Annotated in this window: 21 protein-coding genes; 10 read left to right on the top strand and 11 right to left on the bottom strand. The window is 72.1% G+C overall.

All coding sequences use genetic code 11. From position 1 onward, the window contains the following. Position 1 precedes the first annotated feature (1 nt). Positions 2 to 1,039: a hypothetical protein gene (locus HHX41_RS36760; RefSeq protein ID WP_182909636.1), complete on the top strand. Its 1,038-nt coding sequence runs from the start codon at positions 2 to 4 to the stop codon at positions 1,037 to 1,039. A 253-nt stretch (positions 1,040 to 1,292) separates the two neighbouring features. Next, positions 1,293 to 4,472: a BTAD domain-containing putative transcriptional regulator gene (locus HHX41_RS36755; protein WP_182909635.1), complete on the top strand. Its 3,180-nt coding sequence runs from the start codon at positions 1,293 to 1,295 to the stop codon at positions 4,470 to 4,472. A gap of 79 nt (positions 4,473 to 4,551) precedes the next feature. Here HHX41_RS36755 and HHX41_RS36750 read toward each other — a convergent pair whose 3' ends face one another. Continuing rightward, positions 4,552 to 5,004 carry a S26 family signal peptidase gene (locus HHX41_RS36750; protein WP_169984938.1) on the bottom strand — a complete coding sequence of 151 codons (453 nt, stop codon included), beginning with the start codon at positions 5,002 to 5,004 and terminating at the stop codon, positions 4,552 to 4,554. 184 nt (positions 5,005 to 5,188) lie between these two features. Between HHX41_RS36750 and HHX41_RS36745 the strand changes: the two genes are divergently transcribed. The 5 genes from HHX41_RS36745 (at position 5,189) to HHX41_RS36725 (ending at position 9,121) form a co-directional block, all read left to right on the top strand. After that, positions 5,189 to 5,398, top strand: coding sequence for a hypothetical protein (locus HHX41_RS36745; protein ID WP_169984937.1), 210 nt, complete (start codon positions 5,189 to 5,191; stop codon positions 5,396 to 5,398). A 30-nt stretch (positions 5,399 to 5,428) separates the two neighbouring features. Continuing rightward, positions 5,429 to 5,944, top strand: a complete 516-nt coding sequence (locus tag HHX41_RS36740) for a MauE/DoxX family redox-associated membrane protein (RefSeq protein ID WP_182909634.1) — start codon at positions 5,429 to 5,431, stop codon at positions 5,942 to 5,944. A gap of 7 nt (positions 5,945 to 5,951) precedes the next feature. Further along, on the top strand, positions 5,952 to 6,521 hold the full coding sequence (locus tag HHX41_RS36735; RefSeq protein WP_169984934.1) for a peroxiredoxin: 570 nt from the start codon (positions 5,952 to 5,954) through the stop codon (positions 6,519 to 6,521). A gap of 5 nt (positions 6,522 to 6,526) precedes the next feature. Further along, complete coding sequence (locus HHX41_RS36730; RefSeq protein ID WP_310742344.1) at positions 6,527 to 8,335, top strand: ABC transporter ATP-binding protein; 1,809 nt, start codon at positions 6,527 to 6,529, stop codon at positions 8,333 to 8,335. 117 nt (positions 8,336 to 8,452) lie between these two features. Further along, positions 8,453 to 9,121, top strand: coding sequence for a maltokinase N-terminal cap-like domain-containing protein (locus HHX41_RS36725; protein WP_182909633.1), 669 nt, complete (start codon positions 8,453 to 8,455; stop codon positions 9,119 to 9,121). Between the two features lie 26 nt (positions 9,122 to 9,147). Here HHX41_RS36725 and HHX41_RS36720 read toward each other — a convergent pair whose 3' ends face one another. From HHX41_RS36720 to HHX41_RS36705, 4 genes are all read right to left on the bottom strand, one after another. Continuing rightward, a complete protein-coding gene (locus tag HHX41_RS36720; protein ID WP_310742343.1) occupies positions 9,148 to 11,193 on the bottom strand; it encodes a beta-galactosidase in 2,046 nt (681 codons plus the stop codon). Between the two features lie 86 nt (positions 11,194 to 11,279). After that, the gene (locus HHX41_RS36715; protein ID WP_182909632.1) at positions 11,280 to 12,644 is read right to left on the bottom strand and encodes a sugar ABC transporter substrate-binding protein; all 1,365 of its coding nucleotides are present in this window, start codon (positions 12,642 to 12,644) and stop codon (positions 11,280 to 11,282) included. A 79-nt stretch (positions 12,645 to 12,723) separates the two neighbouring features. After that, positions 12,724 to 13,650 carry a carbohydrate ABC transporter permease gene (locus HHX41_RS36710; RefSeq protein ID WP_182909631.1) on the bottom strand — a complete coding sequence of 309 codons (927 nt, stop codon included), beginning with the start codon at positions 13,648 to 13,650 and terminating at the stop codon, positions 12,724 to 12,726. Between the two features lie 3 nt (positions 13,651 to 13,653). Next, positions 13,654 to 14,562 carry a sugar ABC transporter permease gene (locus HHX41_RS36705; RefSeq protein WP_310742342.1) on the bottom strand — a complete coding sequence of 303 codons (909 nt, stop codon included), beginning with the start codon at positions 14,560 to 14,562 and terminating at the stop codon, positions 13,654 to 13,656. A gap of 274 nt (positions 14,563 to 14,836) precedes the next feature. Between HHX41_RS36705 and HHX41_RS36700 the strand changes: the two genes are divergently transcribed. Next, a complete protein-coding gene (locus tag HHX41_RS36700) occupies positions 14,837 to 15,934 on the top strand; it encodes a LacI family DNA-binding transcriptional regulator (RefSeq protein WP_220504755.1) in 1,098 nt (365 codons plus the stop codon). Positions 15,935 to 15,960: 26 nt separating this feature from the next. Here HHX41_RS36700 and HHX41_RS36695 read toward each other — a convergent pair whose 3' ends face one another. From HHX41_RS36695 to HHX41_RS36685, 3 genes are all read right to left on the bottom strand, one after another. Then, on the bottom strand, positions 15,961 to 16,653 hold the full coding sequence (locus HHX41_RS36695; RefSeq protein WP_182909629.1) for a cation transporter: 693 nt from the start codon (positions 16,651 to 16,653) through the stop codon (positions 15,961 to 15,963). Continuing rightward, positions 16,650 to 16,988 (bottom strand): helix-turn-helix transcriptional regulator, encoded by a 339-nt coding sequence (locus tag HHX41_RS36690; protein WP_182909628.1) that lies wholly within the window; start codon positions 16,986 to 16,988, stop codon positions 16,650 to 16,652. Before HHX41_RS36690 ends, HHX41_RS36695 begins: the two co-directional genes overlap by 4 nt. 393 nt (positions 16,989 to 17,381) lie before the next feature. Further along, a complete protein-coding gene (locus HHX41_RS36685) occupies positions 17,382 to 18,080 on the bottom strand; it encodes a TetR/AcrR family transcriptional regulator (protein ID WP_182909627.1) in 699 nt (232 codons plus the stop codon). A gap of 186 nt (positions 18,081 to 18,266) precedes the next feature. On the opposite strand from HHX41_RS36685, the gene HHX41_RS36680 reads away from it, so the two are divergent. Beyond that, positions 18,267 to 19,526, top strand: coding sequence for a YncE family protein (locus HHX41_RS36680; RefSeq protein WP_182909626.1), 1,260 nt, complete (start codon positions 18,267 to 18,269; stop codon positions 19,524 to 19,526). Between the two features lie 75 nt (positions 19,527 to 19,601). Here HHX41_RS36680 and HHX41_RS36675 read toward each other — a convergent pair whose 3' ends face one another. Beyond that, positions 19,602 to 19,802 (bottom strand): ferredoxin, encoded by a 201-nt coding sequence (locus tag HHX41_RS36675; protein WP_169985118.1) that lies wholly within the window; start codon positions 19,800 to 19,802, stop codon positions 19,602 to 19,604. 41 nt (positions 19,803 to 19,843) lie between these two features. Then, a complete protein-coding gene (locus tag HHX41_RS36670) occupies positions 19,844 to 21,055 on the bottom strand; it encodes a cytochrome P450 (RefSeq protein ID WP_182909625.1) in 1,212 nt (403 codons plus the stop codon). 311 nt (positions 21,056 to 21,366) lie between these two features. Between HHX41_RS36670 and HHX41_RS36665 the strand changes: the two genes are divergently transcribed. Beyond that, complete coding sequence (locus tag HHX41_RS36665) at positions 21,367 to 21,972, top strand: DedA family protein (protein ID WP_182909624.1); 606 nt, start codon at positions 21,367 to 21,369, stop codon at positions 21,970 to 21,972. Here the strand turns inward: HHX41_RS36665 and HHX41_RS36660 are convergent. Then, positions 21,969 to 22,100: integrase core domain-containing protein (locus tag HHX41_RS36660; RefSeq protein WP_182909623.1), on the bottom strand; the 132-nt coding region annotated here is incomplete at its 5' end. The genes HHX41_RS36665 and HHX41_RS36660 overlap by 4 nt on opposite strands.

Below are 22,100 nucleotides of genomic sequence, written 5' to 3'. Positions count from 1 at the left end.
TATGAGGATCAACCGTCACCTGCTCGCGCGGCTCCTGCGGCGGCCCGCCCTCGGCGACGCTCTCGTGGAGATCGAGTCGGTCGAGGTGGATCCCGATCCCGTCCCGATCGGCGGCGAGGACGCGACCGAGGTGACCGTCGAGGTGGTCACCAGCGGCCGGGCCGACGAGGTCAGGGGCGAGCTGACGGCTCCGGACGAGTCCCGTACGGGGCTGCGCTTCGAGTGCGTGGAGCGCACACCCTTCGAGGAGCGGTGGCGGGCCGGGCACGTGTTCGGCCGGGACGCGGCGGCGGGCCGCTGGCGCGTCGAGGTCGCCGCCGGCGACATCGTCGAGGAGCGGGAGTTCGAGGTCCACGCCGAGGACAAGCCGCGGCGGTCGAGGATCGACGGCGTCGAACTGTCCCCCGACCCGGTCGACGAGGGGAGCCCGCTGACCGTCTCCGGCCGCCTGCAGGCGACGACCGGCAAGGACGACTGGGGCGGTCTTCCCGAACGGACGGTCGCCCTGCTGTTCCGTGCCGACGACATGCTCGCCCGCAGGGAGGTGGCGCGGGTCGTCACCGGCAGGTCGGGCCGGTTCGACGCGACGGTGACGGCGACCGAGTCCGGCTTCTGGTCGGCGGAGTTCCGCGGCTCCACCGAGGACCGCGCGCGCCTGACCACCGCCAGGAGCGCCGAGGTCCGTTCGACGGTGCGATCCGCCGGGGCCCGGACCAGGATCATCTACTCGGCGAAACCCAGGAGCGGCAAGCGGGGCAGGAAGGCGACCCACACCGGCACGCTGCTCGTCCGGGTGGAGCCCACCGGGCAGCCCGCCCGGTGGGACCCGCTGCCCCAGCAGCGCGTCCGGCTCTGGTTCGACCCCGCGGGCTCGGGCGCCGGCGCCGTACAGGGGTCCGCGACGACGGGGTCGAACGGCGGGTTCACCCTGCGGAAGAAGGTGCCGTCCACGGGCGACTGGCACGTCCGCTTCGACTCGCAGGCGCCCGCGCAGCGCCGGTCGTGCAAGTCGCCGGTCCGCAAACTGACCGCAGACTGACCGTGAGCTGACCGCGCGAATGTCCCGAAGGCTGTGGCGCCGCTGACCGTGACCGGCGGGGGACGATGGCTCTCAGGGCCGCCACCAGGGCCTATACCTCGCCTATACCGGTCTCTTCGACGCTCGGAAGAGCCCGCAGAAGGTGACCATGCGACGGGGGCTGCCACGGCAGAGCATGGCCGGGGGAGGAAGTCGGCGGGCACCCCGGCCCATCGGAGGCTCGCCAGGGTTACCGGCCTCGCGGGAGGTGACGGTGTTCGAGTTCGACGTTCTGGGGCCGCTGCGGATGAGCCGCGACGGGGTGACCGTCCCGCTGGGCGCGGCGATGCTGCGCCGCCTGCTTGCTGCCCTGCTGTGTACGCCGGGCAGGCCGGTGGCGGTGCCGGCGCTGATCGAGGCCCTGTGGGGGAGCACGCCGCCGCGCAGCGCGAACAAGACCCTGCAGATATACGTGCTGCGGCTGAGGCGGGCGATGGGGGAGCGCGACCGCGTCGTCCACGGGACCGGCGGCTACGCCGTCGCCGTACTGCCGCAGGAGCTGGACGCGCTGCGCTTCCGGGAACTGACGACGGCGGGGCGGGCCGCCAGGAGAAACGCCGATCTGGCGACGGCGGGCATGCTGTTCGAGCGTGCGCTCGGCCTGTGGCGGGGCCCCGCCTTCGCCGACGTCGGGGACGTGGCGCCGGTGGCCGACGAGGCCCGGCGGCTCGAGGAGGAGCGGCTGCTGACCTGTGAGGAGCTGGCCGTCGTCGATCTGGCCCGTGGCCGCCACGCGGAGCTGGTGACCGGCCTGGCCGAGACGGCCGGGCTGCATCCGTACCGGGAGCGGCTGCACGCCTGCCTGATGCTGGCCCTGAGCCGGGCCGGGCGCCAGGCCGAGGCGCTGGGGGTCTACCAGCGGACGCGGGCCGTGCTCGGCGAGGAGCTCGGCGTGGAACCCGGCCGGTTGCTGCGGCGGGTTCACGAGGCGGTCCTGCGGGACGAGGCGACCGGTCCGATCATCGACGAGATCCTCGGGGCGGAGGGGACGGCCTGCGCGGACGAACGCGCCGCGCACCCCGAAGCCGGATACACCGCGGGCGGCGACGCAGGGAGCGACGCGGAGGGCCCGGCGGAGGAGGGGCGGACGGGGGCCGCGACGACCGTGCCGTGCCATCTGCCACCGGACATCGCGGACTTCACCGGCCGCCGGGACACGGTGGAGTCGCTGCGGCTGTGGCTCACCGGCGCGGGCGGGCACGCGTCCGCGACGCCGGTCGTGACGCTGTACGGCGGGGCGGGCACCGGCAAGACGACGCTCGCGGTCCACGTCGCGCACCGCCTGCGGGGGACGTTCCCCGACGGCCGGCTCTACGCCGACCTGCGCGGGACCGGCCCGCGGCCGGCCGACCCGGCCGAGGCGCTGGCGCGGTTCCTGATCGCACTCGGCGTGGACGCGCGGGCGGTGCCGGACGGGGCCGAGGAGCGCGGCGAGCTGTTCCGCACCCTTCTGGCCGATCGCCGCGTGCTGGTCGTGCTGGACGACGCCGCGGGCGAGGAGCAGGTCAGGCCGCTCCTGCCGGGCGGCCCGGGCTGCGCCGTGCTGGTGACGAGCAGGCGCGGGGTCGCGGGGCTGAGCGCCCGCGCCGTACGCGTCGGCCCGCTCGACCCGGCATGCGCGTCCGAGCTGCTCGCGCGCATCGCCGGGCCGGACCGGGTGGCGGCGCGGCCCGCGGTCGCGGCCGAGATCGTCCGGCTCTGCGGTCATCTGCCGCTGGCGATACGGATCGCCGGGGCGAAACTGGTGCTGCGCGAGCACTGGCACCTCGGACACCTGGCGGATCGCCTGCGCGAGGAGCGGCGGCGCCTGGACGAGCTCGCCGTCGGCGACCTGTCGGTCCGGGCAGGGCTGGCCGCCGACTACGGCAGGCTCGGCGAGACCGCCCGGCGGGCGCTGCGGATGCTCGGCCTGCTCGACGTTCCCGACATCGCCGCCTGGATGCTCGCGGCGGCTCTCGACGTGCCGGTGCGCGACGCCGAGACGTACGCCGACCAGCTCGTCGACGCCCAGCTCCTGAGCTGCGCGGACGGCGAAGGGAACGGGCGGTTCCGCTACCGCCTCCCCGGCCTCGTACGGCTCTACGCGCGGGAACGCGCCGAACTGGAGGAGACCGCCGGCGAGCGGGACACGGCGATCGCCCGCGTCCTCGGCGCGCTGCTCGGGCTGGCGGAGGCGGCGGAAGACGGCCTGCCGGAGCAGGCGGCCTCCGCCATCCGCGGCGCGGCCCCCCGCTGGTACGCCGACCCCGCCACCACCAGAGCCCTGGTGGGCGATGCGGCGGCCTGGTTCGACAGCGAGCGGGAGACCCTGCTGGCGGGGGTGGCGCAGGCCTGCCGGCTCGGGATGAGCGAGGCGGCCTGGGAGCTGTCCGCCCGCGCGGCCGGCTACTACGCCTTCCGCGGCCACTACCGGGACTGGTCGTCCTCCCACGAGCTGGCGCTGCGGGCGTGCCAGGTGGGCGGCGACCAGTGGGGGGAGGCGGTGATGACGCGCGGCCTCGGCCACCTGCGCATGATCGGCGTGGACGTGCGGCGCGGCGCCGACCCGGAGGCGATCGAGGCGGCACTCGCGGTGTTCCTCGCGGCGGGTGAACGGCACGGCGCGCTCGACCTGCTGTGCCTGCGGGCGTTCGCGCTGCGCCGCGCGGGCGACCCCGACCAGGCCCGCGCGGCGGCGGACGAGGCCATGACCATGGCCGAGGAGATCGGCGACGAGCCCGCCCTGAGCCGTCTGTGGTGCCTGCGCGCCGTCGCGGCCCGGGAACAGGGGCTCCACGAGGACGCGGCCGCCTGCGCGGACCACGCGCTGCGCCTGGCGATCCGCGGGAACAGCCTCGTGGCCAGGACCCTCGCCCTGCGGGAAGTGGCCGCCGCCTGCCGCGACCACACCGCGTTGACGCGCGTCTCCCAGCAGATGTGGGAGGGCCTGCGGATATGCCGGCGGCGGAACGAGCGGCTGCTCGGGGCCCGCCTCCTGCTCGCCCTCGGAGATCTGTCCCTGCGGTTCGGGCGCCGGGACCCGGCGAAGCTCATCGCACAGGCGATGCCCGTGTTCGACGAGTACGCGGTCCCGTCAGGACGGGCCACCGGGCTCCGCGTCCTGGGCGAGTCCCACCGTCTCGGCGGCCGGGCGGACGAGGCGGTCCGCGCACTCACCGAGGCGGTGCGCATCACGCGGGGACTGCACGATCTCCACGAGCAGGCTCTCGCGCTGAGGGCCCTCGGCCGGGCCCAGCGGGACCGCGGCGACCAGAAGAGGGCCGTACGGTCCTGGGCGGCGGCCCACCGGCTGTTCCAGCGGCTCGGCAACACCGCCGAGGCCACCGAGATCGCCGTGTTGCTGACGGACCGGGCGTCCCCCGCCGGAATCCCGATGGCTCGTGTCCCGAACTAGGGAGGTGTTCCGCACGCCTGTCGTCGACCGGCCTCGGCGTATCGGCCCCCGCTCTCGCCCGAGGCGGCGGACAGGTGTCTCACGACAACCTGCGGATGACGACGCCCAGCACCTCGCTCACCGGCAGGTAGCCCCAATGCCGCGAGTCCCGGCTGGTGGGTCCGTCGCCGAGGACCACCAGCCGGTCGGCCGGGACCACGTCGCCCGGCGCGGCGTGCACGCCCGGCGCGACCTGGTCGGGCACCCTGTCGCCCGGCATCGCGGCGACCCGCTTGATCAGCCACTCCGTCCCGCGCAGTCCGGACGCGCGTCCAGAAGAGCCGACGCCGTCCGGCTGCAGGCGCCGGAAGACCACCACCTGGCCGCACCGCAGGACCGCCCGCCCGCCGCGCCGTATGAGCACCCGATCTCCCGGCTGGTACGTCGGAACCATGCTCGTCCCGGCCACCCGTACCACGACGAAGCGTCGCCGGGCCGCGACCACCCCGGCGACCACGGCCAGCGACAGCAGCGAAATCACGAAATATTGCATGATCAACCTTTCGGCCTGTCAGCCGATCGCGATTCTGTCCCGCCGAGGTAGCGCCGAGGTAGCGCCGCGGTAGCGCGGCGCCTGCGCCGCACCCGCGACCGGCCGCAACCGCGGCGAAGGCCGCGCCGAGCATCCTCACAGGGCGGGCGGCCTACCACGCCCGAACCCAGCAAAGGGAGAAACCATGATCCGTAAGCTGAACCGCCTGGGAGACAGGCTGCTCGAAAAGCTCCTCCCCGGTGCCGAAGCCCAGGCCGACAACTGTTTCGAATACTGGCCGTCGGGTGGCTGCAACCGCTACAAGGACTGCTACCCCAACCCGACCGGCTTCCTCTGCATCACGTACTGGCGGAGCAGCTGCGGCGGCGCCTGGCAGAACATCGGTTACTGCTGACGCCGGCCGACACGTCCAATGGCCTACGCCGTGCTGACTGTCCGGCTCGTGCTGATGGGGGTCTTCCTGGTCTCCGTCCTCACGAAGCTGCGCACGCGGCGGGCCTTCGGCGATTTCACCACGGCGGTACGGCGGCTCGGGGGCCTTCCCCCGCGTCTCGGGACGCCCGCCGCCGTGGTGGTCGTCGCCGTCGAGGCCGGAACCGTCGCCATGCTGGCGGCGCCCGGCCTCGACGGCGACGGCAGGGCGGGCCTCCTGCTCGCCGGGGGCCTGCTCCTCGGGTTCGCCGCGGTCCTGGTGACGGCGCTGCGGCGCGGAACGACCGTCGCGTGCCGATGCTTCGGCGGATCGGACGAGCCGGTCAACCGCCGGCACGTGGCGCGCAACGCCGTTCTCGTCGCGTGTGCGGTGGCCGGGGCCGCCATGACGCCCGCGGCGGGCGGCACGCCCGTCGCGCCGCCCGCCGCCGTGCTCTGCCTGCTCGGGGCCTCGATCGCCGTCGGCGCCGTCGTGCTCCTCGACGACCTGCTCCATCTCCTCCGTTGACCCTCGAATGACCCTCGAATCGAAGGGAACGCCCATGGCCGTCCTGGCCGCCGCCGTCGTCCTGCTCGGCGGGCTCGTCCTGGTGAACCTGCTCCTGACCGGCGCGGTCATCAGGAAACTCCGAAAGATCACCAAGGACTCCCTTGCCGGGAGGGTTCCCGGAAGCCCCGGACTCGCCGTGGGCGCCGAGGTCCCGGCCTTCTCCGCGCTCACGGTCACGGACACGAAGGTCACCGCGGACGACTTCGCGGGCGAGCGCACCCTCGTCGGGTTCTTCAGCACCGACTGCCCGCACTGCCTGCCGAAGGCACCCACCTTCGTCGCAACCGCACGTGACGCCGCGGCCGACGGCATACGAGTACTGGCGGTGGTGGTGGAGGGCGAGCAGAGATCCGCCGAGCTGCTCGCCGCCCTCACGGACGACGTGAGCGTCGTCGTGGAGAGCGAGGGCGGCGCGATGGCGGACGCGTTCGAGGTCAGGGCCTTCCCGTCCTTCTTCCTGGTCGGCCCCGACGGGACCGTCGCCGGCAGCAGCCTGAAGCCGGAGCTGCCGACGGCCGTGCCGTCCCCGGCCTGACCGGCGTGGGGTCACGACTCGGGCCGCTGCGGCTCACCCTGGCGCTCGTCTGGCGGGCCGGGCCGGCTCTCGCCCTGTCCCAGGTCGCCATGGCGGTTCTGAACGGCGCTTCCCCCGTCGCGATCACGTGGCTCACCAAACTTCTGATCGATCGCCTGACCACCGGGTCAGGCCCCTCGACGACGCCGCTTGCCGCCGCGATGGCCGTGCTTGGAGCCCTGAGCGCGCTGCTGCCCCACCTGTCCGGGTACGTCCAGCGGGAGCAGCAGCGCCGCATCGCGTGGCGCACCAGCGACGAACTGTTCACCGCGGTGTGCCGCATGCAGGGCCTGACCAGGCTGGAGAACCCGGATTTCCACAATCGACTCCAGCTGGCCCAGCAGTCCGCCCAGACCGCCCCGCAACTCGTCACCGAGTCGGCGCTCGGAGCGGCACGTGGCGGTATCACCGTCGCCGGGCTCCTGGGCGCCCTCGCCACGCTCAGCCCGCTCCTCGCCGCCGTCGTGGCCGCGGCCGCCGTGCCCGAACTGATCGTCCAGCTCAGGCTCGGCCGCCGGCGGGCGTACCTCCGCCTGGAGATGGCCCCCGCGGAACGCCGCCGGATGTTCTACCAGACGCTGATGTTCGACCATCAGGCCGCCAAGGAGATCCGGCTGTTCGGCATCGGAGGCTTCCTGCGGCGGCGCATGCTGGGCGAACTGGCCGCCGAGCAGGGGGCGGAACGCCGGATGGACCTGACGGCCATCCGCTACAACGGCGCGCTCACCGCCCTCAGCACGGTCATCGCGGGGGCCGCGCTGATCGTGCTGGTCTCCCGGATAGCGGGGGGTCAGGCCGGCGTCGGCGACCTGGCAGTCCTCACCGCCGCCCTCGCCGGCACCCAGTCCTCCCTCTCCGGCGTGGTGATCCAGCTGGCCCACCTGAACGAGGCACTCGTCCTGGCCGGCCACTACGCCCACGTCGTCACCATCGGACCCGACCTGCCCGAGCCCGTCACCGGTGGCGACGTGACACCGCTACGGCACGGCATCGAACTCCGCGACGTCTGGTTCCGGTACGACCCCGGCCACCCGTGGGTGCTCCGCGGCCTGAACCTGACCATCCCGTACGGGCGGAGCTTGGCCCTGGTCGGCCTCAACGGCGCGGGCAAGAGCACGATCGTCAAGCTCCTGTGCCGTCTGTACGACCCCGAGCGCGGCAGCGTCCGCTGGGACGGCGCCGACCTGCGCGACCTGCGCGCCGACGACCTGCGCCGCCGGATCGGAGCGGTGTTCCAGGACTACATGGCCTACGACCTGACCGCGGCGGAGAACGTGGCCGTCGGCGACGTCGGCTCCCTCGACCGGCCGGAACGCATCCACGAGGCGGCCCGCCGGGCGGACGTCCACGACACGCTGGCGAGCCTTCCCCGCGGCTACGACACCCTCCTGTCGCGCTTCTTCGCCGCGGAACAGGACGACGACCCCGGCCAGGGCGTGCTGCTGTCCGGGGGGCAGTGGCAGCGCGTCGCCCTCGCCCGCGCACTCCTCCGCGCGGACACCGCCGACCTGCTCATCCTCGACGAGCCCAGCTCGGGACTCGACCCCGAGGCCGAGTACGCCGTCCACCAGCGGCTCCGCGACTACCGCAGCGGCCGTACGAGCCTTCTCATCTCGCACCGCCTCAACACGGTGCGCGCCGCGGACCACATCGTCGTCCTCGCCGACGGCCGGACAGCCGAGGAGGGCACCCATGACGAGCTGATGGCCCTCGGCGGAGAGTACGCCCGCCTGTTCACCCGTCAGGCGGCCGATTTTCAGCTCACGCAGCCCTGACCTGTCCGCCAGTCCGCTTTCGCTCACCGCCGCCACGCGCTGTGTGAGACGATGATCGGCCCCGGACGGTGACGCCGGGGAGCACGGGGACGGGACGCCGACGGAGGCCTGCACGGTATGGCTGTCATTCATCACACCACTCTGACGCCCAGCAAACTGGAGCTGCTCACGTCGTGGCTGCCCGCCCGGCCCTGGTACCAGGCGCCGGGGCGCCGGCCGGAGCTGACGAAGGCCGGCGGCTTCCGGCTCGACGATCCCGAGGGTGAGGTCGGGATGGAGTTCATGGTGGTCAACGACGCGAGCGGCGACCGGCCGGTCTCCTACCACGTCCCGCTCACCTATCGGGGGGCGCCGCTGGAGGGAGCCGAGCACGCCCTCATCGGCACGGGGGAGCACGGGGTCCTGGGCCGGCGATGGATCTACGACGGGACCCACGACCCGGTCCTCCTCGCCCAGCTTCTCGCCGTGTTCCGGGGCGATGCCAAGCCGCAGCACCAGAACGAGAGCGACACCCCCGATCCCACCGTGACCAGGAGCTTCACAGGAACTCCCGCCTGGGGCCCGATCCTGTCGGCCACCACGGACGACGGGCCGCACGGCACCGACGTCGTCGTGCACACCGCAGCGGACGGCGAGCCGGGCGAGCGGCTGGCCGTGCGGGTGACCCGCGTCCTGCGGCCCGGCGCGGAGGACGCCGCCGAGGCGCGGGGCCACATCACGGCCGGATGGCGTCTGCCGGACGAGGCCGAGGTCCGCGGGGTGTTCGCCGTCGTCAGGGACGTCTGACCCCCGGTCGCGACCACCAGGCGTTCTCACCGGTCGCGGGCGCGGCGGAGAATCCGGACCTGCCGGGGGGCCAGGGTCGTGCCGGCGGCCAGGGCGGGGCCGTGGAGGGGCTCGCCGGGAATCGCGGACAGGTCGACGTGCCGGTCGGTGCGGTTGACCAGGAACCAGTAGTCGTCGGTGCCGTCGGTGCGTACGGCGAGGTCGACCAGGCCGCGGGCCTCCGAGGGCAGCTCGGAGGAGACTTCGGCGACGTCCAGCAGGCGGGGGAGCACGACCCCGAGCCCCTCGGGGCCGAGGCGGGTGGAGACGTACGACGCCGAGCCCGCTCCCGCGCGCCGCGTCGTGATGGCGGGGCGCCCGGCGTGGTCCCCGGTCTTGTACGTCGCGAGGACCTCGGCCGCCGGGTCGATGAGGTCGATCCGGTCGGTCCACAGGGTGCCGGACACGCCGAGGTCGAGGTCGACGGCGTCGCCGTCCGGCAGGGGACAGAACTCCTCGACGCGGATGCCGAGCAGGTCGCGCAGGGCTCCGGGGTAGCCGCCTAGCCACACGTGGTCGTCCTCGTTGACGATGCCGGAGAAGTAGGTGGTGACGACGTGGCCGCCGGAGGCGGCGTAGTCCTCCAGCCTGCGGGCGAGCGAGCCGGGCACGACGTGCAGGATCGGCGCCACGAGCAGCCGGTAGCCGCCGAGGTCGTCGTCCACGTCGACCACGTCCACCCGGACTCCCGCGTCGAGGAGCGCCGAATACCAGTCGAGGGCCTCCTGTCGGTAACGCAGCAGCGAGGTGGGGTGGGAGTCGAGTTCGGCGGCCCACCACGAGTCCCAGTCGAACACGATCGCCACGTGCGCGCGGCGGCGCCGGGTGCCCGCGACCGGCGCGAGGGCGGCGAGCGTCGCGCCGAGGTCGGCGACCGACCGGAACACCTCGCTGTCGGTGCCCGCGTGGGGGACCATCGCGGAGTGGTACTTCTCGGCGCCCCCCGCCGACTGCCGCCACTGGAAGAAGCAGACCGCGTCGGCGCCGTACGCGACGTGGGTGAGGGAGTCGCGGGCCAGGCCGCCGGGCCTCTTGGCCAGGTTGACCGGCTGCCAGTTGACCGCGCTGGTGGAGTGCTCCATCAGGAACCACGGCCGTCCGCCGGCGAGCGAGCCGGTGAGGTTCGCGGAGAAGGACAGCTCGTCCTGGGCCTGCGGACCGGTCAGCAGGTAGTGGTCGTTGGAGACGAAGTCGACCTCGCCGGCCCAGTCGGCGTAGTCCATGCCCTTGGTCTCGCCCATGACCATGAAGTTCGTGGTCACGGGGACGTCCGGGGTCAGCTCGCGCAGGATGTCCCGTTCCGCGCGCAGGTGGTCCTTCAGCGCGTCGGAGGAGAACCGCTTGAAGTCCAGTTGCTGGGTGGGGTTGGGGAAGGAGGCCGCCAGACGCGGCGGCAGGATCTGCGACCAGTCGCCGTAGCGCTGGGACCAGAACGAGGTCGCCCAGGCGCGGTTCAGCTCGTCCAGGGTTCCGTACCTGGCCCGCAGCCACTCACGGAAGGCGGCCGCCGCGTCGTCGGAGAAGTCGTAGACGTTGTGGCAGCCGAGTTCGTTGGAGACGTGCCAGGCGGCGAGGGCGGGATGGCCGCCGTAGCGCTCGGCGAGGGCCCGGGTCAGCCGTAGCGCGTGCGCGCGGAAGACGGGCGAGGTCGGCCGCCAGTGCTGCCGCGCACCCGGCCACACCGGGTGGCCGTGCCGGTCCACGGGGAGGATCTCCGGGTGCCTGGTCGTCAGCCACGGCGGCGGCGAGGCCGTCGCCGTGGCCAGGTCGACCGCGATCCCGTTGGCGTGCAGCAGGTCCATCGCCTCGTCGAGCCAGTCGAAGTCCCAGACGTCCTCGTCCGGCTGGATCCGCGCCCACGAGAAGATCGCCAAGGAGACGATGTTCACTCCGGCCGCGCGCATCGCGCGCATGTCCTCGTCCCAGATTTCGCGAGGCCACTGCTCCGGGTTGTAGTCGGCGCCGAACGCCATCCGGGCCCGTCCGGGCTCGGACGGCCAGCGGAGCCACCGGTGGCCGTGGTCAGAGTGCACAACGTCTCCTTCGAGTGATGGTTACGTGGTCTTCCACTGCTGGTCGGCCCCGCCGTGCGTGGCCCCAGGCGTACCTGACCCGGTTCCTACTGCCTGACGGTGAAGCCCTGCTCCTCGCCGTACTTGAGCGAGGCGTCCTGCCAGGCCTTCAGGCCGTCCCGCAGCGTGGTGGAGGAGGTGTAGGCCTTGCCGACCGTGTCGTTGAAGATGCTGTTGGCGTAGACCTGGAAGGGCAGGTACGACCAGCCGCTCACGACCTGCGAGGCGGACTCGGCGAGCACCTTGTTCACCTTCTGGCCGCCGAAGTAGGGGAACTCCTTGTCCTGGAACTTCGGGTCCCGCAACTGGGCGGTGGTGGCGGGGAAGGCGCCTCCGTCCACCCGGGCCTGCACCCCCTCGTCGACCGTGGCGTACTTGAGGAAGGCGTAGGCGAGGGTCTTGTTCGGGCCGGCCTCGGGGATCGCCAGCGAGCTGCCGCCGTTCTCGGCGGTGGCCCCGCCTCCGGCCTCCCACTGCGGCATGGGCGCGACCTGCCACTTGCCTTCGCCGGCCTTGACCCCGGACTCGAGGTTGGCGGGCATCCACGCGCCGATGACCAGGCCGGCGATGGTGCCGTCGCCCAGGCCCTTGTACCACTCGTCGCTCCAGCTGGTGACCGGCGCGAGCAGCTTGCCGTCGATCAGTTTCTGCCAGAGGGCGGTGAACTTCTGGGTGCCCGGCTCGGTGAAGTCGATCCCGACCGTGGTGCCGTCGACGGTGTACGGCTTGCCGCCCGCCTGCCAGATCATGCTGGTGGTGAAGCCCGCGTCGCCCGCGTCGTTGGTGATGTACGCCTTCGGGTTGGCCTTGTGCAGGCTCTCCGCGGCCGCCGCGAACTCGTCCCAGGTGGCGGGCACCTTGAGGTCGTATTTGTCGAAGACCTCCTTGTTGTAGAACAGGGCCATCGGGCCGGAGTCCATGGGCAGGCCGTAGATGCCGCCGCCGACGTGCACGGAGCTCCACGGGCCGGGGGTGAAGGTGCCGTCCAGTGTGCCCGCGCCGAGGGCGCCGAGGTCGGCGACCGACTTGGCGAGGGCGAACTGCGGCAGGGCGTAGTACTCCACCTGGGCGACGTCCGGAACCCCGGAGCCGGCCTTGACCGCGTTCTGCAGGGCGGTGTACTGGTCGTTGCCGGTGCCGGCGTTGACCAGGTTGACCTTGACCTTCGGATACTTGGCCTGGAAGTCCTCGACGACCTGCTTCAGCGTCGGTTCCCACGCCCACACGGTGATCGAGCCGCCGGTGTCGAGGGCCTTCCTGATGTCGGCGTCGGAGACGGCCGCGGACGCCGCGGCGGCGTCGCCTGCGGAGCCGCCTCCGCCGGAGGAGCCGGAGGAGCCGCAGGCGCCGGCGGTGAGCGACACGGTCAGGGCCGCGCCCAGCAGGAGGGCGCGACGGCGGGTTATCGCCATGGGGAGTGCCTTTCTGGGTTGTCGGGGGAGGCAGACGTCGATGGGGGCGGTCATTCCATGCCGGGTCGTCCCTCGCCGGTCACTCCTTGACGCTTCCGGCGGCCAGGCCCGACTGCCAGTAGCGCTGGAGCAGCAGGAACGCCGCGATCAGCGGGACGATGGTGAGCAGCGATCCGGTGATCACGAGGTTGAAGACGGCCTCGCCGCCCGCCGTGAGGGCCTGCTGGTTCCACGACTTCAGCCCGACGGTGAGGGGGTACCAGCCGGGGTCCTTCAGCATGATCAGCGGCAGGAAGTAGTTGTTCCAGGTGGCGACCACGTTGAACAGCAGGACCGTGACCAGGCCGGGCGCCAGCAGCGGCAGGCTGATCCGGAAGAAGGTGCGGAACTCGCCCGAGCCGTCCACCCGCGCCGACTCCAGGATCTCCTCCGGCACGGCGTCGGTGGCGAAGGTCCACATCAGGTAGAGCCCGAACGGCGAGACGAGCGACGGGATGATGATCGCCCACGGCGTGTCGGTCAGGCCCATCTTCGAGAACATCAGGAACGTGGGGACGGCCAGCGCCGTGCCGGGCACCGCGACCGCCCCGATCACGACGGCGAACACCGCCTTCTTGCCGGGGAAGTCGAACTTCGCCAGCCCGTAGCCGCCGAGGGCCGCCAGCAGGGTCGCCCCGCCCGCCCCGGCGACCACGTACAGCAGGGTGTTGAGCAGCCAGCGGACGAAGATGCCGTCGCCGTAGGTGAAGGTCGCGCCGATGTTGTCGAACAGGGCGAAGTCGCCGGCGAACCACAGGCCGAAGGAGCCCAGCAGTCCTTCCTGGGTCTTGGTGGCGTTGACCGCCAGCCACACCAGGGGAAGCAGCGTGTAGACGAGCATGAGCGCGGTCAGCACGGTCAGTGTCGCGCTGCGGCGGCCCTGCGGGGACCGTCGCCGCCGGACGACCAGAGGGCCCCGGGCCGCGACGGTCTTCGGGCGGCCGGCGGTGGGAGTGGAGGTCGCCATGGCTCAGACCGCCTTCCGCATGCCGCGCAGCTGGACCAGGTAGGCGACGACCATCGTGATGATCCCCATGACGATGGCCACGGTGGCGGAGTAGTTGAACTGCTGGCCCTGGAAGGACAGCGAGTAGGCGTAGTAGTTCGGCGTGAAGTACGTGATGATCGAGTTCGGCACGATCGTCTTGAGGATGCTCGGCTCGTTGAACAGCTGGAAGCTGCCGATGATCGAGAAGATCGTGGCGATCAGCAGCGCGCCGCGCAGGGCGGGCAGCTTGATCGCCCAGATGATCCGGAACTGGCCGGCTCCGTCGAGCGCGGCGGCCTCGTACAGCGAGGGGTTCACCACCCGCAGCGCCGAGTAGAGGATCAGCATGTTGTAGCCCACGAACTCCCAGGTCACGATGTTGCCGACGGAGGCGAGGATCAGGTCTGGCGACAGCGGATCGGGCAGCGAGAGCCCGAACGCCTCGTTGACGTTGCCGATCAGGCCGAACCTGGTGCCGTACATGAAGCCCCACATCAGCGTGGCGACGACCGCGGGCACCGCGTACGGCAGGAACACGGAGATCCGGAAGAACGCCGACCCGTAGAGCCTGCCGCTGTCGATCGCGAGGGCGACCAGCAGTGCGAGGAAGAGCATGATCGGCACCTGGACGACCAGGAAGAGCGCGACGCGCCCGAACGCCGACCAGAACTGCGGGTCCTGCAGGACCTTGAGGTAGTTGTCGGCGCCGACGAAGGACGTCCCGCCGATCAGCCGGGTGCGGAACAGGCTCAGGTGGAGCGAGTACGCGATCGGAGCCAGGAAGACCAGCGCGAACACCGCCATGAACGGCGCGACGAACTGCCAGCCGGCCCATGACCGGCGTCTGGCGGCCCGGCCTCCCCGAACGTCCGAATACCCTTCCGAGACCACCGGTTCGCTCCTCTCCGCGGCGTGTCCGTCGGTCGTGGCTCCCATGCGTTTACGTGAACACCGTGTTTACGTGAACATCGCGAGCGAACGAGCGTGGGGTCGGTTCGTCGCGAAGGGTGATCTCTTGAGTCGCCGCAGTTATGTTTACGTAAACTTCTGCTGCGGTATGGTGGCACCGGCCCTACGGGAGGTCAAGGGCCCCCGGGTCACATCCGGTCGGATCGCGGCGTACGATCTCCGGCGACGGGGGCGAGCAGGCGGGAGCGACACAGGAATGGATCCGGACGGCCCGGCCCGGCAGGTCCCGGCGCCGATCGGCGGGGCGCAGCGGGGCGGCTCGGGCATCCCCGGCGGGCGGCGCAAGCAACGGGTCTCGATGGCCGACGTGGCCAGGCTCGCGGGTGTCTCGTCCCAGACGGTCTCCAGGGTCGCCAACGGCCATCCCGGCGTCGTCGGCGCGACGCGCGAGCAGGTGCTGGCGGCGATGCGGGAGCTGGGTTACCGGCCCAACAGCGCCGCCCGGGCGCTGCGGTACGGGCAGTTCAACACGATCGGCGTGATCCTCTTCGGGCTGGCGTCGACCGGCAACAGCCGCACCGTGGAGGCGATCGCCACCCACGCCGCGGCCGAGGGCTACGCGATCACGCTGATCCCCATCGGCATCCCCACCCAGGACAACGTGCTGGGCGCTTTCACCCGGATGGGCGAGCTCGCCGTCGACGCCGTCATCGTCATCATCGAGATCCACCTCCTCGACGCCGGCACGGTGACGCTGCCCCCCGGAGTCCACGTCGTCGTGGTGGACTCCGACGCGGGAGACCGCTACAGCGTCGTCGACACCGACCAGGCCGAGGGCGCCCGGCTCGCCGTACGCCACCTCCTCGGCCTGGGCCACGAAACGGTCTGGCACGTCACCGGCCCGGAGACGTCCTTCGCGAGTCAGCGCCGCGCCCAGGCGTGGCGGCTGGCCCTGGAGGAGGCCGGGCGGCCGGTGCCCCCGCCGCTGCACGGCGACTGGTCCGCCGAGTCCGGCTACGCCGCCGGGCTGGCGCTGGCCGGCGAACCCGGCTGCACGGCGGTGTTCGCCTCCAACGACCAGATGGCCCTCGGCCTGCTGCGCGCCTTCCATGAGCGGGGGCTGGCGGTCCCCGCCGACGTCAGCGTGGTCGGCTTCGACGACATCCCCGACGCCTCCTGCTTCGTCCCGCCGCTCACTACCGTCCACCAGGACTTCGCCGAGGTCGGCCGGCGCTGCGTCCAGGGCGTCCTGCGGCAGATCCGCGGAGGCGGGGCCGCTCGGCCGGGCACCGACCTCGTCCCCACCCGTCTGGTCGTCCGCCACAGCACGGCGCCGCCGCGCCCCCGGGCCTGAGGGAGGCCCCGGGGGCGGGGATCAGGTCAGCGGCAGCCGCCGGCGCAGCCGTCGTCGTGAGCGGTGTCGGCGGGTGCGGAGACCGAGGCCGCCGGGACGGCACAGCAGGGGTCCCCGCGCCAGGCTTCGCGACCTTCCTTGACCGCCACGGCGGCGATGACCAGCGCGGCGATCGGGTCGGCCCAGGACCAGCCGAAGGCGCTGTTGAGCGCCAGTCCCGCCAGGAGCACCGCGGACAGGTAGGTGCACAGCAGGGTCTGCCTGGAGTCGGCGACCGCCGAGGCCGAGCCGAGTTCGCGGCCGGCGCGGCGCTGGGCGTACGACAGTAGCGGCATGACGATCAGCGACAGGGCGGCCAGTATCAGGCCGGGGGTGGAGTGATCGGCCTCGCCGGCGCCGAGCAGGGTCCGCAGCGCGTCGACGGTGACGTAGGCGGCCAGGGCGAAGAAAGAGAGCGCGATGACTCTCAGGGCGGTCTTCTCCCGCTTCTCGTGCTCGGGTGTGGAGAACTGCCAGGCCACCGCCGCGGCGGAGGCGACCTCCACTACGGAGTCCAGCCCGAATCCGACCAGAGCGGCCGAGGAGGCCAGGGTGCCGGCGGTGATGGCGACGACGGCCTCGGCGACGTTGTAGGTGATCGTGGCGGCCACCAGGAGCCGGACGCGCCGCCGGAGCGTGTCGCGGCGGGCCGGGGTGGGGCCGAGGGAGATCGCGGTCATCGGCAGCAGCCTTCCTCGGCCGCGTCGGGGCAGGTGCCGTCGGCGGCGACCGCGATCACCACGGTGCGCAGGTCGTCCAGGGCGCGGCCGAGCCGCTCGTCGGCCAGTTCGTAGCGGGTGCGGCGGCCGACGGGCACGGCCACGATGAGACCGCAGTCGCGCAGACAGGCCAGGTGGTTGCTCAAGCGGGTGCGGGAGACGCCCAGCAGCTCGGCCAGGTCGGCGGGATGGGCCGGGGCCTCGCGGAGCGCGAGGAGGATGCGGCAGCGGATCGGGTCGGCCAGGGCGCGGCCGAAGCGGGCGAGCACCTCGACGTCGGGAGCGATGGTGAGCACCCTTCGACAGTACAGGAGATTTTGAATTCAGCTGATCCTGAACTCAACGCGTCTACGGACGGGCGGTCAGCGACGGCAGGGCGGGGATCACGGCGGCGAGCCAGCCATCCGGATCCGCGGTGAAGTGCGACGCCTCCCGCACCTCCCACCAGGACCGTGTGGTGAGGATGGTCTCCGCCTTCCCCGTCCGGCCGTCCCGGTAGCCGGTCTCGCGTCGCCCGGTCTCCCGGACGACGACGCGGCAGCACGCTCCTGGTGACGCGCTCGTACGCCTTCATGCGGTCGCCGAGGGCGGTCTTGTCGCTCATGACGTCGTCTCCTCGGCCTCCGCCGCCTGGCTCGATCTCGGGGTGGACGCAGGATCTCACGCCATGGTGGAGGGGCCGCCACTGCTTATCGCGGAACGTCCTGAGCCGGAACGTCTTGAGCCGCACCGGCGGGGCCGGTCTCGCCGGGGACCTGGAGGCGGCCCAGGAGCATCAGCAGGAGCTCGTCGACGATCTGGTCGAGGGTGGCGTCGACCCAGCCGACGGCCCAGTCGTGCATGAGGCCGTTGATCGCACCGATGAAGGCGGCGGCCGTGACGCGGAAGTCGCGAGCGGGGATCTCGCCGCGGCCCGCGGCGTCGTCCAGCTGCTCGCACAGGAAGGCTATCCAGCGGGCCCGGCGGTCCAGGCGCTGGCGGTCCAGGCGGGGGCTGACGCCGATGATCTCCACGAAGGCGATGCGGGTGTGGCGGGGGTCGGCGGTGGCCCCGGCGGCGTACGCACGGAACAGCCGGCTGCAGCGTTCGATGGGTTCCAGGTGCCGCACCTGGGGGAGTACGCCGAGGACCGCCTGCTGCGCGACGTCGTTGACGTACAGGTGCAACTCGGCCAGCAGGTCCTCCAGCGTGTGGAACTCCTCGTAGAACTGGCGGCTGGACAGCCCGGCGGCCCGGCACACGTCCGTGATCCTGGTGGCGCGGTAGCCGGGCCCGGCGCCGAACAGGTCGAGGCCCGCCTCCAGGAAGCGCCTGCGGCGCTCGGCCTGCCGTTCCGCCGCGGGCCTGCCGCCGTACCGGCCCGCCGCCGGTGTGATCCTGCCCGCCACCGCGCCCTCCGCTCCGTTGTCATGAATTTTGGGCCTTGTAGCGGAGGTCAGAGGTGCCTACTATCCAGTAACACAGTCTGAATATTGAAATGTTCAGACTTGTGCGAGTCCACGCGCCGAAGGCGCGCGGACCCTCGGCCGGCCATGCTCGCTCACCGCCCACCTCCCACCCCCCGGAGGAAGCACATGCACGCTTCGGCCCTCGCACGCCTGCGCAGATCCCTGCTCGCCGCCGCCGTGGCGGTCGGAGGCGCCGTCGTCTGCGGCGTTCCGGCCGCTCCCGCGAGCGCCGCCGACGGACCGCGCGAGGTGATGTTCGTCGGCAACAACTGGGACGGCACCGCGGACGTCATCGAGTCGAGCGGCGACTTCGCCAGGATCGGCCGGATCGACGTCATCCCCGACAAGGCCCGGCGGCTGGCCGAGATCTACCTCAACCCCATCAAGCTGGCCTTCTTCCTGGGCATCCGGCAGGGGCCGGGCGAGGGGCACGACCAGTTCGTCGACGACATGTACGCCACCCCGGACGGCACGGCCATGGTCGTCTCCCGCCCGAGCTTCGCCGACGTGGTGTCCATCGACCTGACCACCGGCGCGATCAGATGGCGCTTCCCGGTCTCCGGCTTCCGCGCCGACCACATGGCCGTGTCCCCCGACGGGACCCGGGTCGCGGTGTCGGCCTCCACCTCCAACACCGTGCACGTCCTGGACATCGCCACCGGCAGGCAGCTCGGCTCGTTCCGCACGGGGGACAAGCCGCACGAGAACATCTTCACCGGCGGCGGCAGGTACATCTGGAACATGTCGATCGGCGAGGTCAACAACGACTTCGACAGCCCGTCCCAGGACTGGCTGAAGGGCGACCGCCACATCACGATCGCGGACGCCTCGACGTACAAGGTCGTCAGGACCATCGACATGCGCGACCGGCTGGACGCCTTCGGCCGCAAGGACCTGTCGGACGCGGTGCGGCCCGCCGTCCTCACCCCGGACGAGTCGAAGCTGTATTTCCAGGTCTCGTTCTTCAACGGCTTCGCCGAGTACGACACGGCCACCGACACGATCACCCGGATCAAGACCCTGCCGAAGAACCCGGCCACCAGCGAGGACCGCACCACCTGGGTCAACGACTCCCGGCACCACGGGTTGTCGATCAACCCCGCCGGCGACAAGCTGTGCGTCGCCGGGACGATGGACGACTACGCCACCGTCGTCGACCGGGCCACGCTGCGGGAGGGCCCGCTGGTGAGCGCCTCGAAGCCCTACTGGGCGACCGTCAGCGGCGACGGGCGGGCCTGCGTCATCTCCGAGAGCGGCGCCGACCGGGTCACGGCCATCGACTTCGCGACCGGACAGAAGATCACCTCGGTGCCGGTCGGCGACCACCCGCAGCGCGTACGCATCGCCCGCGTCCCGGCCGGCTGGATCCCTCCGGCCGCCGGCTGAGGCCCCCCGGTGCCGGGACGGATCGTCCCGTCCCGGCACCATCGGGCGTGCTCCCGGGTCAGAGGCGATGGGGGTTCAGGCGTCCTCGTCCACCTGGATGGCGGCGGCGGGGCAGACGGCGGCGGCCTCGCGGACCGCGTCGTGCCGGTCCTCGGCGGGCTCGGGCTCCAGCAGGACGACGACGCCGTCCTCGTCGCGCTGGTCGAACACCTCCGGTGCGATCAGCACGCACTGGCCGGCGCCGCAGCACCTCGCCTCGTCGACGACGACCTTCATGTCCATGTCCTCCTTGCCGATCGAGCCTCTGTGGTCAGGGGTCACCAGCGGACCGGGACCTCGCGCAGGCCGCCGACGGCGAGCCCTTCCACGCGTTCCAGTCCCTCCACGGGCACGGCCGGCTCCAGCGTCGGCAGCCTGCGCAGCAGCACCTCCAGGACGACCTGCAGCTCGGTGCGGGCCAGCGCCTGCCCCAGGCAGGAGTGGGCGCCGGAGCCGAAGGACAAATGGGGGTTCGGGCTGCGGGTCAGGTCCATCTCGCCGGCGTTCTCGAAGGCGGTCTCGTCGCGGTTGGCGGCGGCCATGCTGCACACCACGGTCGTGCCGCGGGGCAGGATCGTGCCGCTGACCTCGGTCTCCGCGTTCAGGTAGCGGGGCAGGCCGAAGCCGGAGTTGGCGTCGAAGCGCAGCGACTCCTCCACAGCGGTGCGGATCAGCGACGGGTCGGCCAGCAGCCGCTCCCATCGGGAGCGGTCGGCCAGCAGCATGGAGACCATCTTGCCGATCATGTTGGCGGTGGTCTCGTGCCCGGCGACCAGCAGCGCCATGCCCGTGACCAGGATCTGGATGTCGGACAGCCCGCCGTTCTCAGGACCGCCGGCCGTGATCAGCTCGCTCAGCAGGTCGTCGCCGGGCTCGGCGCGCTTGGCCGTGACGAGGTCGGACATGTACTGGAAGAACTCGCCCTGGGCGGCCTCGGTCTCGGCCTTGCCGTAGCGGGTCAGGTTGAGCAGTGTGTCGGACCAGTAGGAGAACCGGTCCCGGTCGGCGGCGGGCACGCCGAGCATGTCGCAGATGACGTAGACCGGCAGCGGGAAACCGAGGCTCGCCCTGAGGTCGCCGGGCGCGCCGCGCTTGACCATGTCGTCGACGAGATCCTCGGCGATCTGGATCATGGCGGGCCGCATCGCGTTCATGCGCTTGGCGGTGAACCACCTGCCGACCAGGCGCCGCCAGTGCTGGTGCTCCTCGCCGCTGTCGGGGATGATCGTCGCCATCTCGCCGCTGAACACGCCGCCGCCGTCCGCCGACAACCGGGCGGCGTCGGGTGCGTTGAGCTGGCGGGTGAAGCGCGGGTCGGCCAGCACCTGCTTGACGTCCTCGTACCGGGTCAGCAGGGTCGCCCGGTCGCCGCTGGGCAGCGTGACGTGGGCCACCGGGCACGTCGCGCGCAGCTCGGCCCACTCGGCGGGCGGGTCCAGCGCCGCGTCGTTGGGGATCGGGTAGCTCAGGACCTGCTCGTCGGTGCTCATTCGGCATCTCCTCCTGTAGACGGTCGGCCGCCGTGCACTCTCCCGGTTGGAGGGGCGGCGCCCCTCACGTATGCCCGGGTCGGCGTGAAGGCCGGTCGTGCCTGTGCCCGTCCGCGTGCAAAGTTCCTTCGTTTCCAGGGGGCGGGTGTCTCAGCGGGGCACGTCCGCGCGGGCATGGGCCCTGCTCCGCAGGGGCATGGACGCCTGACCGGGCGGTCCGGGCGGCACGCTGGGTGAACCACGCCCGGCCTGCGGCGCGCGTACGCGCGCCTCCTCGGGGACACGACAACGGGGAGGCGCATGGAGGACGGGTGGACGCGATCATCAACTGGCTCTGGGGCCTGTCGGGGACGGTGCTGTACGCGGTCGTGGCGGCGCTGGTCTTCGCCGAGGACGCGTTGTTCGTGGGGTTCGTCGTGCCGGGGGAGACGGCCGCCGTGCTGGGCGGCGTGCTCGCCAGTCAGGGCAGGCTGTCGGTGTACTGGGTGGGGCTCGTGGTGACGCTTGCCGCGATAGCCGGCGACAGTGTGGGCTACTTCATCGGCCGTCGCCTCGGCCCCACGGTCCTGAACGTACGGGTCCTGCGCCGCCGTGGCCACCGCGTGGAGAGGGCCCAGGTGCTGATCCGCCAGTGGGGTCCTCAGGCGGTGTTCTTCGCTCGGTTCGCCGCGTTCCTCCGCGCCATGATGCCGACCCTGGCCGGGGTCTCGCGTATGAGCTACCGGCGGTTCTTCCTGTTCAACGTCCTGGGCGGGGTGCTCTGGGGAGTCGGTTACACCCTCCTGGGCTTCTTCGCCGGGGCGGCGTACGAGCAGGTGCAGTCGGCCGTCGGCGGTGTGGTCGCGGCCGTTCTCGCCGCGGTCGTCGTGACCGCCCTGGTCGTGTGGCGCGTCCGGCGGCACCGCGGCATGCGCTAGGTGTTCTGTCCCATGAGGTTGGGTACGCGGCTGGCGGGTGGTAGGCCGTTCAGCGCGGTGTGGCCGCGGTGGTGATTGTAGGTGTGTAACCAGGCGGGTAGGGCGGCGCGGCGTTGGGTCTCGGAGGT

The organism is Microbispora sp. H13382 (assembly GCF_014161445.1).
GTDB lineage: Bacteria > Actinomycetota > Actinomycetes > Streptosporangiales > Streptosporangiaceae > Microbispora.
This window is presented reverse-complemented; position numbering and strand designations above follow the sequence as displayed.